This is a genomic window from Lelliottia sp. EB106-05-01-XG201 (assembly GCF_058791735.1).
Genome location: NZ_JBYTDV010000001.1, coordinates 4,550,169 through 4,562,493, shown reverse-complemented (window position 1 = coordinate 4,562,493; position 12,325 = coordinate 4,550,169). Strand labels below are relative to the sequence as shown.

The window sequence follows — 12,325 nt, the reverse complement described above, 5'->3', positions numbered from 1 at the left end:
AGTTAACAACTCACAGTGCCCGAAACGGGCTATCTTTTGTGCAGCGCTGAACGATATAACTTGTTAATGTGATGTAAATCACTATTTTATGGAAATTAACTGCAACCATTTTCATTCATGGTGAGGTGTGTCACGAAATTAAGCCTGGTGCTTCTGTAAAGTACCGTTTTACTTCTTCTGACACACCGACCCACAGAGGAGTCACCTATGTCTAAGTCTGATGTTTTTCATCTCGGCCTCACTAAAAACGATCTACAAGGGGCTACGCTGGCTATCGTCCCTGGCGATCCTGAGCGTGTGGAAAAGATCGCCGCGCTGATGGATAAGCCGGTTAAGCTGGCAGCGCATCGTGAATTCACCACCTGGCGTGCAGAGCTGGATGGCAAAGCGGTTATCGTGTGCTCGACCGGTATCGGCGGCCCGTCTACCTCTATTGCTGTGGAAGAGCTGGCGCAACTGGGCATTCGTACTTTCCTGCGTATCGGTACGACCGGTGCGATTCAGCCGCACATCAACGTCGGTGACGTTCTGGTAACCACCGCCTCTGTGCGTCTGGACGGGGCAAGCCTGCACTTCGCTCCAATGGAATTCCCGGCGGTTGCGGACTTCGAATGTACGACAGCGCTGGTTGAAGCGGCTAAATCTATCGGTGCAACCACCCACATCGGCGTGACCGCCTCTTCTGACACCTTCTACCCAGGCCAGGAGCGTTACGACACCTTCTCTGGTCGCGTAGTCAGCCGTTTCAAAGGCTCCATGGAAGAGTGGCAGTCAATGGGCGTCATGAACTATGAGATGGAATCGGCAACGCTGCTGACCATGTGCGCAAGCCAGGGTCTGCGTGCGGGTATGGTGGCGGGCGTGATCGTCAACCGTACTCAGCAAGAGATCCCGAACGCTGAAACCATGAAGCAGACCGAAAGCCACGCGGTGAAAATCGTGGTTGAAGCGGCTCGCCGCCTGATCTAATCGCACTGCATTCTGTTTAAGGCCGACATGTTCGGCCTTTTCTTTTTGCGTAGCGCCTCGCAGGAAAAACCTTTTAAACTGGACGTTTATACAGCACAATTCTATTTTGTGCGGTAACGGTTTGATGCAGGAGGCGGTGTGGATATCTCAATCATCATTTATGCGGCGATAGCGCTGGCGGGGCTGGCCATTGGCTGGCTGATTTCAGGCTATCAACATGCGCAGCATAAAGCGGAACAGCTGATTGACCGCGAAGAGATGGTCGCGGAGCTGAGCGCGACAAAACAACAGCTGGCCCAGAGCGCCCACTGGCGCGACGAGTGCGAGCTGCTCAACAACGAACTGCGCAACCTGCGCGATATCAATACCTCCCTCGAAGCGGATCTCCGCGAAGTCACCACCCGTCTGGAATCTACCCAACTGCATGCGGAAGACAAAATCCGCCAGATGATCAACAGCGAACAGCGCCTCAGCGAGCAGTTCGAAAACCTCGCCAACCGCATATTCGAGCAGAGCAACCGCCGCGTCGACGAGCAAAACCGCCAGAGTCTGAACGGCCTGCTGACTCCCCTGCGCGAACAGCTCGACGGTTTTCGCAAACAGGTGCAGGACAGCTTTGGTATGGAAGCGCGGGAGCGCCACACGCTGGCCCACGAAATCCGTAATCTCCAGCAGCTGAATGCGCAAATGGCGCAGGAGGCGGTTAACCTGACGCGGGCGCTGAAGGGCGACAACAAAACTCAGGGCAACTGGGGAGAGGTGGTGCTGACCCGCGTGCTGGAAGCGTCCGGCCTGCGCGAGGGCTATGAATATCAAACCCAGGTCAGCATCGAAACCGATAGCCGTTCGCGCATGCAGCCCGATGTGATCGTGCGGCTGCCGCAGGGCAAAGACGTGGTAATCGACGCCAAAATGACGCTGGTGGCCTACGAACGTTACTTCAATGCCGAAGACGATTTCACCCGTGAATCCGCGCTGCAGGAGCACATCGCCTCGGTGCGAAACCACATCCGCATGCTGGGCCGCAAGGATTACCAGCAGTTGCCCGGTCTGCGTTCGCTCGACTATGTGCTGATGTTTATCCCCGTCGAACCGGCATTCCTGCTGGCCCTCGACAGGCAGCCGGAGCTGATTACCGAGGCGCTGAAAAACAACATTATGCTGGTCAGTCCGACCACGCTGCTGGTGGCGCTGCGCACCATTGCCAACCTGTGGCGTTACGAACATCAGAGCCGCAACGCGCAGCAGATCGCCGACCGCGCCAGCAAGCTGTACGACAAAATGCGCCTGTTTGTTGACGATATGTCCTCTGTAGGGCAAAGCCTGGATCGCGCGCAGGATAACTATCGACAGGCAATGAAAAAACTCGCTTCCGGGCGCGGCAATTTGCTTTCGCAGGCCGAGGCCTTCCGCACGTTGGGGGTGGAGGTGAAGCGCGAGATTAATCCGGAACTGGCGGAACAGGCCACGGCGCAGGATGAAGAATACCGTCTGCGCGAAGGCGTGGATGAACAAAATATGAGCCGTGATGACAATGATTTAGCCGCGCAAGCGGCGCCCGAAACGGCGTCAGAACGATTCTTTCATGGTGGTTGAATCGTAGGGCAATCGCGTCCAATCTGATACACTTCACGAACATTTGACTGATTAGCAGGCACTGAGATGGTTGAAGATTCACAAGAAACAACGCACTTTGGCTTCCAGACTGTCGCCAAAGAGCAGAAAGCTGACATGGTGGCCCACGTATTCCATTCCGTGGCGTCGAAGTACGATGTCATGAATGACCTGATGTCATTCGGCATTCATCGCTTGTGGAAGCGTTTCACTATCGACTGTAGCGGTGTTCGCCGTGGTCAAACCGTTCTGGATCTTGCGGGTGGTACCGGCGATCTGACGGCCAAATTCTCCCGTATGGTCGGCGAAACCGGCCGCGTGGTGCTGGCGGATATCAACGACTCCATGCTGAAAATGGGGCGTGAAAAACTGCGCAACATCGGCGTAGTGGGTAACGTGGAATACGTTCAGGCTAACGCCGAAGCCCTGCCGTTCCCGGATAACACCTTTGACTGCATCACCATCTCTTTCGGCCTGCGTAACGTGACCGAAAAAGAGAAAGCCCTGCGTTCCATGTACCGTGTGCTGAAACCGGGTGGACGTCTGCTGGTGCTGGAGTTCTCCAAACCGATTATCGAACCGCTGAGCAAAGCCTACGACGCTTACTCGTTCCATATTCTGCCGCGCATTGGCGAAATGGTGGCCAATGACGCAGAAAGCTATCGCTATCTGGCGGAATCTATCCGTATGCACCCGGATCAGGACACCCTGAAAGCTATGATGCAGGACGCCGAGTTTGAAAACGTGGAGTACTTCAACCTGACGGCGGGTGTTGTCGCGCTGCATCGCGGCTACAAGTTCTGAGTGGAGGCAAGCCATGCCTTTTAAACCGTTAGTCACCGCGGGCATCGAGAATGTCCTGAATAGTTTCCTGTACCGCTCGCCTGCGCTGAAAACGGCGCGCCAGCGGCTGAACGGCAAGGTGCTGCGTGTCGTCTTAAAAGAGTTCTCCACGCCGCTGGTGCTGGTGTTCAGCGAGCGCCAGCTCGACGTGGTGGGCGAATGGGAAGGCGAGGCGGATTGTTCCGTCATCACGCACATGAGCGTGCTGCCCAAACTGCGCGACCGCCAGCAGCTGACGGCGCTGATCCGCAGCGGTGAGCTGGAAGTCGAAGGCGATATTCAGGTGGTGCAAAACTTCGTCGCGCTGGCCGATCTGGCCGAGTTTGATCCGGCGGAGCTACTGGCTCCTTATACCGGTGACATCGTGGCCGAAGGCATTGGCAAGTTCCTGCGCGGCGGCTCGTCATTCTTGCGTAAGGGCGTGCAGCGCCAGCAACGCTACGTTGCCGAAGTGCTGACCGAAGAGTGGCGCATGGCGCCCGGCCCGCTGGAGATGGCGTGGTTTGCGGAAGAGTCTGCTGCCGTTGAACGTGCGGTTGACGCGTTCACCAAACGCCTGGAAAAACTGGAGGGCAAATGACGCCTGGTGAAATTCGGCGCCTCTACTTTATCGTTCGCACCTTTTTGAGTTACGGGCTCGACGAGCTTATCCCCAAAATGCGTATCACGCTGCCGCTGCGAATCGGGCGGCGCATGCTGTTCTGGATGCCAAACCGTCACAAAGGCCAGCCTCTTGGCGAGCGGTTACGACTGGCATTGCAGGAGCTTGGTCCGGTCTGGATTAAATTCGGGCAGATGCTCTCCACCCGCCGCGATCTCTTCCCGCCGCAGATTGCCGATCAGCTGGCGTTGTTACAGGACCGCGTGGCACCCTTCGACGGTGCGCGCGCCAAACAGCAGATCGAAGAGGCGATGGGCGGCATTCCGGTTGAAACCTGGTTTGATGATTTTGAAATCACGCCGCTGGCCTCAGCGTCCATTGCGCAGGTGCACACCGCGCGCCTGAAAGAGAACGGCAAAGAGATCGTCATCAAGGTGATCCGTCCGGACATTCTGCCGGTCATCAAAGCGGACATGAAACTGATTTACCGTCTGGCACGCTGGGTTCCGCGCCTGTTGCCGGATGGGCGCCGTCTGCGTCCGATGGAAGTGGTACGCGAATATGAAAAGACGCTGATCGATGAGCTGAACTTACTGCGTGAGTCGGCCAACGCCATCCAGCTGCGCCGCAACTTTGAAAACAGCCCGATGCTTTACGTGCCGGAAGTCTATTCCGACTACTGCAGTCAGAACATGATGGTGATGGAGCGCATCTACGGCATTCCCGTTTCGGATGTGGTGGCGCTGGAAAAACAGGGCACCAACATGAAACTGCTGGCCGAACGCGGCGTGCAGGTGTTCTTCACCCAGGTGTTCCGCGACAGCTTTTTCCATGCGGACATGCACCCGGGCAACATCTTTGTCAGCTACGAGCACCCGGAAGATCCGAAGTATATCGGCATCGACTGCGGGATTGTCGGCTCGTTGAACAAAGAAGATAAGCGTTATCTGGCAGAGAACTTCATCGCCTTCTTCAATCGCGATTACCGCAAGGTGGCCGAGCTGCACGTCGATTCAGGTTGGGTTCCGCCGGATACTAACGTCGAAGAGTTCGAGTTTGCGATCCGCACCGTCTGCGAGCCGATTTTCGAAAAGCCGCTGTCGGAAATCTCATTTGGTCACGTGCTGCTGAATCTCTTTAACACCGCCCGTCGCTTCAATATGGAAGTGCAGCCGCAGTTAGTTTTACTTCAGAAAACACTACTTTACGTTGAGGGCGTAGGCCGCCAGCTCTATCCTCAGTTAGACTTATGGAAGACGGCGAAACCTTTCCTTGAGTCGTGGATCAAAGATCAGGTCGGTATTCCTTCCCTGGTGCGGGCGTTCAAAGAGAAAGCGCCGTTCTGGATCGAAAAAATGCCAGAGATTCCTGAACTGGTTTACGACACTTTGCGTCAGAGCAAGAACCTTCAGCACAGCATGGATAAAATCGCCCGCGAGCTTCAGTCAAACCGCGTGCGTCAGGGACAATCCCGCTATCTCTTTGGGATAGGCGCAACCTTGCTGCTGAGCGGCACGCTGCTGCTGATCAATCGCCCAGACTGGGAGATGATGCCCGCCTGGGTGATGGCCGCAGGCCTTGTGGTCTGGCTGATTGGCTGGAGAAAAACGCGCTGAATTGCGTCGCTATCGCCAGGTTGCATACGTATAATGCAATCTGATTAATTAATCATCATCTATCGAGGATGTAGTATGGGTGGTATCAGTATCTGGCAATTGTTAATCATTGCCGTCATCGTCGTGCTGCTGTTCGGCACTAAAAAGCTCGGTTCTATCGGTTCCGACCTTGGCGCGTCCATCAAAGGCTTCAAGAAAGCCATCAGCGATGATGAAGACAAGCAGGAAAAATCCAGCCAGGATGCGGATTTCACGGCTAAATCCATCGCAGACAAACAGGACGAAGCCAAAAAGGAAGACGCTAAACGCCACGATAAAGAGCAGGTGTAAGTCGTGTTCGATATTGGTTTTGGTGAACTGCTGCTGGTGTTCGTGATTGGTCTGATCGTACTGGGCCCGCAACGTCTGCCGGTGGCAGTAAAAACCGTCGCAGGCTGGGTGCGCGCGCTGCGCTCGCTGGCAACGACGGTGCAAAATGAACTGGCGCAGGAACTCAAGCTCCAGGAGTTTCAGGACAGCCTGAAAAAGGTTGAGAAGGCGAGCATGGATAATCTGTCGCCTGAGCTGAAAGCCTCAATGGACGAACTGCGTGAAGCCGCAGAGTCCATGAAGCGCTCCTACAGCGTCAATGATCCTGAAAAAGCGAGCGACGAAGCGAACACCATTCGTAATCCGTTAGTGAAGGATAACGAAGCGCAGCATGAAGGTGTGACGCCTGCCGATGCCGAGCATCAGGCCAGTGCGCCCGCGCAGGCACCTGCGGCACAAGAGCCCGAGCCTGCTCCTGCACCAGAGCCTGTGGTGAAACCGAAGGCTGCAGAAGCTAAAGCCGCCGCGCCCGTTTCCGAATCCGCCCCCTCGTCGAGTGATAAAGCGTAAACATGGCAGTAGATGATACTCAACCACTTATTACGCACCTCATTGAGCTGCGTAAGCGTCTGTTAAACTGCATTATTGCCGTTTTCCTGATTTTCTTATGCCTGGTCTATTTCGCCAACGACATCTATCAGGTGGTCTCTGCGCCGCTGATTAAGCAGATGCCGCTCGGCGCGACCATGATTGCCACCGACGTGGCGTCGCCGTTCTTCACGCCAATTAAACTGACCTTCTGGGTGTCGCTGATCGCCTCCGCGCCGGTGATTCTGTACCAGGTGTGGGCGTTTGTGGCCCCTGCGCTGTACAAGCATGAGCGCAAGCTGGTCATCCCGCTGCTGGTCTCCAGTTCGCTGCTGTTTTACATCGGTATGGCTTTCGCCTACTTCGTCGTCTTCCCGCTGGCCTTTGGCTTCCTGACGCACACCGCGCCGGAAGGGGTGCAGGTCTCGACGGATATCGCCAGCTATCTCAGCTTTGTGATGGCGCTGTTCATGGCGTTTGGCGTGGCCTTCGAAGTGCCGGTCGCGATTGTATTGCTTTGCTGGATGGGCGTGACGACGCCAGAAGATCTGCGTAAAAAGCGCCCGTACATGCTGGTCGGTGCGTTCGTGGTCGGGATGCTGCTGACGCCGCCGGATGTTTTTTCGCAAACCCTGCTGGCGATACCGATGTACTGCCTGTTTGAGGTCGGCGTGTTCTTCTCGCGCTTCTACGTGGGCAAACGTCGCTCGCGGGATGACGAAGAAGATGAGCCAGAGAATCCGACAGAAGAGTAAAACCAGCCGCCCGACAGGGCGGTTGTCATATGGGAGAGAGCATGTTTGATATCGGGTTGAATCTGACCAGTTCGCAGTTCGCGAGAGACTGTGATGAAGTCGTGGCGCGTGCGTTTGCCGCGGGCGTCAAAGGCTTGCTGCTGACGGGAACTAATCTGCAGGAGAGCGAGCATGCGCAGCAGCTGGCGCACGGCTTTGATCGCTGCTGGTCAACCGCAGGCGTGCATCCTCACGACAGCAGCCAGTGGACCGATGAAAGCGCCGCGACGCTGTATGCGCTGGCGAAAACGCCAGAAGTGGTAGCGATCGGCGAATGTGGTCTCGACTTCAACCGCAATTTTTCGACTCCGGCCGAGCAGGAGCGCGCTTTCACCGCGCAGCTGGCGCTGGCGGCTGAACTTGGCATGCCGGTGTTTATGCACTGTCGCGACGCCCACGAGCGCTTTCTCGCGCTGCTGGAACCCTGGCTGGATAAACTCCCAGGCGCGGTACTGCACTGTTTTACCGGCTCCCGTCAGGAGGCGATGGATTGTCTGAATCGCGGGTTGTATCTGGGCATTACCGGCTGGGTGTGCGACGAGCGTCGTGGGCTGGAACTGCGCGAGCTGTTGCCGGTCATTCCGGCCGATAGGCTGTTGGTCGAAACGGATGCGCCGTATCTTCTGCCGCGCGATATGCGCCCTAAACCTGCGTCGCGACGCAACGAACCGGCTTATCTCGGGCATATCCTGGAGCGGATTGCGCACTGGCGGGGCGAAGAGGTGCAATGGCTGGATGCGCAAACAGATGACAACGTACGCCGTCTGTTCGGCGTCGCGTTTTAAACTTTGCGGAACTCGGTGTTTTTGACGCTCTGACGCACCTGCTTGTTGAGGAAGTTCAGCAGCAGCATGGAACGCGCTTCGCCGTCTGGCTCCGCGAAGATCGCCTGAAATCCTTCGAACGCGCCCTCGGTGATCACCACGTTATCGCCCGGGTAGGGGGTTTCAGGATCGGTAATATCTTCCGGCTGCTGGTAAACGGATAGCTGATGGATCACCTTCGAAGGCACGGTCGCCGGGTTCGAACCAAAACGGACGAAGTGGCTGACGCCGCGCGTGGCGTTGATGGTGGTGGTGTGAATCACTTCCGGGTCGAACTCAACGAAAAGGTAGTTGGGGAACAGGGGTTCACTGACCATCGTCCGCTTGCCGCGCAGCATTTTTTCAAGCGTAATGACGGGCATCAGACAATTGACTGCCTGACGCTCCAGATGTTCTTGCGCGCGCTGAATCTGCCCACGCTTGCAATACAGTAAATACCAGGCTTGCATAATCACTCTTTCCCTTTGTTCGCGGCGCAAGCATATCAAAACCCCGGCGGGATCGCTAAGGTGATTATAATGGCCGAAAGGGGAAGTTGAGGCAGAACTTCACGCTTATTTAACAAAATTACAGCGTCATGATGACGAACGCCGTATAATGAAGCGCTTACCGAGAGGCCATGACTAACTGCATGAAATACCACGATCTACGCGACTTCCTGGCGCTGCTGGAAAAGCAGGGCGAACTTAAACGCATTACGCTCCCTGTTGATCCTTATCTGGAAATGACAGAAATCGCCGACCGCACCCTGCGTGCCGGTGGCCCCGCGCTGCTGTTTGAAAATCCAAAAGGCTATTCCATGCCGGTGCTCTGCAACCTCTTCGGCACGCCTAAGCGTGTGGCGATGGGGATGGGTCAGGAGGATGTCAGTGCCTTACGTGAAGTCGGTAAACTGCTGGCGTTCCTGAAAGAGCCTGAGCCGCCAAAAGGCTTCCGCGATCTGTTCGACAAACTGCCGCAGTTTAAGCAGGTGTTGAACATGCCAACCAAACGCCTGCGCGGTGCGCCTTGCCAGCAGAAAATCCTCGAAGGTGACGCCGTCGATCTGACGCAAATCCCGATTATGCAGTGCTGGCCAGAAGACGCCGCGCCGCTGATTACCTGGGGTCTGACCGTCACCCGTGGCCCGCATAAAGAGCGCCAGAATCTCGGTATCTATCGCCAGCAGCTGATTGGCAAAAACAAATTGATTATGCGCTGGCTGTCGCATCGCGGCGGTGCGCTTGATTTCCAGGAGTGGTGCGCGGCGCATCCGGGCGAGCGTTTCCCGGTTTCGGTGGCGCTCGGTGCCGATCCGGCGACCATTCTCGGCGCGGTGACGCCGGTTCCTGATACCCTTTCAGAATATGCTTTCGCGGGCTTGCTGCGCGGCACCAAAACCGAAGTGGTAAAGTGTGTTTCCAACGATCTCGAAGTGCCAGCCAGCGCGGAGATCGTGCTTGAAGGTTACATTGAACAGGGCGAGCTGGCACCGGAAGGGCCGTATGGCGACCACACGGGATACTACAATGAAGTGGATAGTTTCCCGGTGTTTACCGTGACGCACATTACCCAGCGCGACGATGCGATTTATCACTCGACTTATACCGGCCGTCCGCCGGATGAGCCTGCGGTATTAGGCGTCGCGCTGAACGAAGTGTTCGTTCCGATTCTGCAGAAGCAGTTCCCGGAAATTGTCGATTTCTACCTGCCGCCGGAAGGATGCTCCTATCGCCTGGCGGTGGTGACGATCAAGAAACAGTACGCAGGTCACGCCAAGCGCGTGATGATGGGCGTGTGGTCATTCCTGCGCCAGTTTATGTATACCAAATTTGTTATTGTCTGCGATGACGACGTCAATGCCCGCGACTGGAATGACGTTATCTGGGCCATCACTACGCGGATGGACCCGGCGCGCGACACGGTGTTAGTGGAAAACACACCGATTGATTATCTGGATTTTGCCTCGCCGGTTTCTGGGCTTGGTTCAAAAATGGGACTGGATGCCACCAATAAATGGCCCGGCGAAACCGAGCGTGAATGGGGTCGCCCGATTAAAAAAGATCCTGAAGTGACCGCGCGAATTGACGCGATATGGGACGAGTTGGCCATATTGAATGACGGTAAGCCAGAGACTGACCGTTAAGCCCTATAGACTTCCCGACAGAGAGAGCGAATGACAACCTTAAGCTGTAAAGTGACCTCGGTAGATGCTATCACCGACACCGTATATCGCGTCCGTTTGGTTCCGGAGGCGGCGTTTTCATTCCGCGCGGGCCAGTATTTGATGGTAGTGATGGACGAGCGTGATAAGCGCCCTTTCTCTATGGCGTCTACGCCAGCAGAGCAGGAATTTATTGAGCTGCATATCGGTGCGTCAGAGCTTAATTTGTATGCCATGGCGGTGATGGACCGCATTCTGAAAGAGCGTGAAATCGACGTGGATATCCCGCACGGTGAAGCCTGGCTGCGCGAAGACGAAGACCGTCCGCTGATCCTGATTGCCGGTGGCACGGGCTTCTCCTACGTGCGCTCTATTCTGCTGACCGCGCTTTCGCAAAACCCGAACCGCGATATCACCATCTACTGGGGCGGTCGTGAAGAGAAGCATCTTTACGATCTGTCCGAGCTGGAAGCGCTGAGCGTGACCCACCCGAACCTGCGAGTTGAGCCGGTGGTTGAGCAGCCAGAAGAGGGATGGCGTGGGCGTTCAGGTACGGTGCTGACGGCGGTGTTGCAGGATCACGGTACGCTGGCCGGGCACGATATCTATATTGCCGGTCGTTTTGAAATGGCGAAGATTGCCCGCGACCTGTTCTGCCATGAGCGCGATGCGCGTGAAGACCGCCTGTTCGGCGATGCGTTTGCGTTTATCTAAATAAAAAACCCGCCCCTGACAGGCGGGAAAAACGGCAACTAAACTCTCTGAGACTTAATGATTGTAGGCCGGGCAAGCGCAGCGCCCCCGGCTTGTTGCCCGATGGCGCTTCGCTTATCGGGCCTGGGTTATCTTGCTTACACTCGCTCAAACACCGTTGCGATCCCCTGACCCAACCCGATGCACATCGTCGCCAGACCAAACTGGGCGTCTTTGCGTTCCATCAGGTTAATCAGGGTGGTGCTGATACGCGCTCCCGAACAACCCAGCGGGTGACCCAAGGCGATCGCGCCGCCGTTGAGGTTGATCTTCTCGTCGATCTGCTCCATCAGGCCCAGATCCTTAATGCACGGCAGGATCTGCGCGGCGAACGCTTCGTTCATCTCAAACAGGTCGATGTCGCTGGTCGTCAGACCGGCTTTTTTCAGCGCCAGTTTTGACGCTGGAACCGGGCCATAACCCATGATTGACGGATCGCATCCGACGACTGCCATCGAACGCACGCGAGCGCGTGGCTTCAGGCCTAACTCAAGAGCGCGGCTTTCGCTCATCACCAGCATCGCCGCCGCACCGTCGGAAAGGGCAGACGAAGTACCTGCCGTCACCGTACCGGTGACCGGGTCAAACGCCGGGCGTAGGGTGGACAGCGCTTCGACGGTGGTTTCCGGGCGAATCACTTCGTCGTAGAAGAACTGTTTCAGCACGCCGTCCGCGTCGTGGCCGCCGGTTGGGAGGATCTCATTTTTAAACGCACCGGATTGCGTCGCAGCCCAGGCGCGAGCGTGGGAACGCGCGGCGAAGGCATCCTGCATTTCGCGGCTGATGCCGTGCATGCGGGAGAGCATTTCGGCGGTCAGCCCCATCATACCGGCGGCTTTCGCCACGTTGCGGCTCATGCCGGGATGGAAGTCCACGCCGTGGCTCATTGGCACATGGCCCATGTGTTCCACGCCACCGACCATACAGACCTGCGCATCGCCGGTCATGATCATGCGGGCCGCATCGTGCAGCGCCTGCATCGACGAGCCGCACAGGCGGTTAACGGTAACTGCCGGAACGGAGTGTGGGATTTCAGCCAGCAGCGAGGCGTTACGGGCGATGTTAAAGCCCTGCTCCAGGGTTTGCTGCACGCAGCCCCAGTAAATATCGTCCAGCGCTGCTGCTTCCAGCGCGGGGTTACGCGCCAGCAGGCTACGCATCAGGTGCGCGGAGAGATCTTCCGCGCGCACATTCCGGAATGCGCCGCCCTTTGAACGGCCCATCGGGGTGCGAATTGCATCGACAATGACAACCTGTTCCATTGTGACTCC

At 56.6% G+C, this 12,325-nt stretch carries 13 protein-coding genes; 11 read left to right on the top strand and 2 right to left on the bottom strand.

Annotated features, from left to right (window positions below):
- The first annotated feature begins 207 nt into the window (after positions 1 to 207).
- The 9 genes from udp (at position 208) to tatD (ending at position 8,119) form a co-directional block, all read left to right on the top strand.
- A complete protein-coding gene (gene udp / locus AC3WS9_RS21335) occupies positions 208 to 969 on the top strand; it encodes a uridine phosphorylase (protein ID WP_154128911.1) in 762 nt (253 codons plus the stop codon).
- 138 nt (positions 970 to 1,107) lie between these two features.
- The gene (rmuC, locus tag AC3WS9_RS21330) at positions 1,108 to 2,565 is read left to right on the top strand and encodes a DNA recombination protein RmuC (protein ID WP_492490215.1); all 1,458 of its coding nucleotides are present in this window, start codon (positions 1,108 to 1,110) and stop codon (positions 2,563 to 2,565) included.
- Between the two features lie 66 nt (positions 2,566 to 2,631).
- On the top strand, positions 2,632 to 3,387 hold the full coding sequence (gene ubiE, locus AC3WS9_RS21325; RefSeq protein ID WP_282493935.1) for a bifunctional demethylmenaquinone methyltransferase/2-methoxy-6-polyprenyl-1,4-benzoquinol methylase UbiE: 756 nt from the start codon (positions 2,632 to 2,634) through the stop codon (positions 3,385 to 3,387).
- A 13-nt stretch (positions 3,388 to 3,400) separates the two neighbouring features.
- The gene (ubiJ, locus tag AC3WS9_RS21320; protein ID WP_282493936.1) at positions 3,401 to 4,006 is read left to right on the top strand and encodes a ubiquinone biosynthesis protein UbiJ; all 606 of its coding nucleotides are present in this window, start codon (positions 3,401 to 3,403) and stop codon (positions 4,004 to 4,006) included.
- Positions 4,003 to 5,643 (top strand): ubiquinone biosynthesis regulatory protein kinase UbiB, encoded by a 1,641-nt coding sequence (ubiB, locus tag AC3WS9_RS21315; RefSeq protein WP_282493937.1) that lies wholly within the window; start codon positions 4,003 to 4,005, stop codon positions 5,641 to 5,643. Before ubiJ ends, ubiB begins: the two co-directional genes overlap by 4 nt.
- Positions 5,644 to 5,718: 75 nt before the next feature.
- Entirely contained in the window at positions 5,719 to 5,973 is a 255-nt protein-coding gene (tatA, locus tag AC3WS9_RS21310; protein ID WP_282493938.1) for a Sec-independent protein translocase subunit TatA, read from the top strand.
- A 3-nt stretch (positions 5,974 to 5,976) separates the two neighbouring features.
- Entirely contained in the window at positions 5,977 to 6,522 is a 546-nt protein-coding gene (gene tatB / locus AC3WS9_RS21305) for a Sec-independent protein translocase protein TatB (protein ID WP_492490214.1), read from the top strand.
- A 2-nt stretch (positions 6,523 to 6,524) separates the two neighbouring features.
- A complete protein-coding gene (tatC, locus tag AC3WS9_RS21300) occupies positions 6,525 to 7,295 on the top strand; it encodes a Sec-independent protein translocase subunit TatC (protein WP_100778465.1) in 771 nt (256 codons plus the stop codon).
- Between the two features lie 41 nt (positions 7,296 to 7,336).
- On the top strand, positions 7,337 to 8,119 hold the full coding sequence (gene tatD / locus AC3WS9_RS21295; protein WP_492490213.1) for a 3'-5' ssDNA/RNA exonuclease TatD: 783 nt from the start codon (positions 7,337 to 7,339) through the stop codon (positions 8,117 to 8,119).
- On the opposite strand, the gene rfaH is transcribed toward tatD, so the two are convergent.
- On the bottom strand, positions 8,116 to 8,607 hold the full coding sequence (gene rfaH, locus AC3WS9_RS21290) for a transcription/translation regulatory transformer protein RfaH (protein WP_282493941.1): 492 nt from the start codon (positions 8,605 to 8,607) through the stop codon (positions 8,116 to 8,118). The genes tatD and rfaH overlap by 4 nt on opposite strands.
- Before the next feature lie 170 nt (positions 8,608 to 8,777).
- On the opposite strand from rfaH, the gene ubiD reads away from it, so the two are divergent.
- Both ubiD and fre read left to right on the top strand, forming a co-directional pair.
- Positions 8,778 to 10,283: a 4-hydroxy-3-polyprenylbenzoate decarboxylase gene (gene ubiD / locus AC3WS9_RS21285; RefSeq protein ID WP_282493942.1), complete on the top strand. Its 1,506-nt coding sequence runs from the start codon at positions 8,778 to 8,780 to the stop codon at positions 10,281 to 10,283.
- Between the two features lie 30 nt (positions 10,284 to 10,313).
- Positions 10,314 to 11,015, top strand: coding sequence for an NAD(P)H-flavin reductase (gene fre, locus AC3WS9_RS21280; protein ID WP_282493943.1), 702 nt, complete (start codon positions 10,314 to 10,316; stop codon positions 11,013 to 11,015).
- A 137-nt stretch (positions 11,016 to 11,152) separates the two neighbouring features.
- Here the strand turns inward: fre and fadA are convergent, their stop codons facing one another.
- Positions 11,153 to 12,316, bottom strand: a complete 1,164-nt coding sequence (fadA, locus tag AC3WS9_RS21275) for an acetyl-CoA C-acyltransferase FadA (protein WP_492490212.1) — start codon at positions 12,314 to 12,316, stop codon at positions 11,153 to 11,155.
- Between the last annotated feature and the right edge of the window lie 9 nt (positions 12,317 to 12,325).

Excerpts from the sequence above, each read along its gene's own strand:
- ubiB (WP_282493937.1), top strand. The coding sequence starts at position 4,003 with ATGACGCCTGGTGAAATTCGGCGCCTCTACTTTATCGTTCGCACCTTT.
- udp (WP_154128911.1), top strand. The coding sequence starts at position 208 with ATGTCTAAGTCTGATGTTTTTCATCTCGGCCTCACTAAAAACGATCTA.
- ubiD (WP_282493942.1), top strand. The coding sequence starts at position 8,778 with ATGACTAACTGCATGAAATACCACGATCTACGCGACTTCCTGGCGCTG.
- ubiE (WP_282493935.1), top strand. The coding sequence starts at position 2,632 with ATGGTTGAAGATTCACAAGAAACAACGCACTTTGGCTTCCAGACTGTC.
- ubiJ (WP_282493936.1), top strand. The coding sequence starts at position 3,401 with ATGCCTTTTAAACCGTTAGTCACCGCGGGCATCGAGAATGTCCTGAAT.
- rfaH (WP_282493941.1), bottom strand. The coding sequence starts at position 8,607 with ATGCAAGCCTGGTATTTACTGTATTGCAAGCGTGGGCAGATTCAGCGC.
- tatA (WP_282493938.1), top strand. The coding sequence starts at position 5,719 with ATGGGTGGTATCAGTATCTGGCAATTGTTAATCATTGCCGTCATCGTC.
- tatC (WP_100778465.1), top strand. The coding sequence starts at position 6,525 with ATGGCAGTAGATGATACTCAACCACTTATTACGCACCTCATTGAGCTG.
- fadA (WP_492490212.1), bottom strand. The coding sequence starts at position 12,316 with ATGGAACAGGTTGTCATTGTCGATGCAATTCGCACCCCGATGGGCCGT.
- tatD (WP_492490213.1), top strand. The coding sequence starts at position 7,337 with ATGTTTGATATCGGGTTGAATCTGACCAGTTCGCAGTTCGCGAGAGAC.
- fre (WP_282493943.1), top strand. The coding sequence starts at position 10,314 with ATGACAACCTTAAGCTGTAAAGTGACCTCGGTAGATGCTATCACCGAC.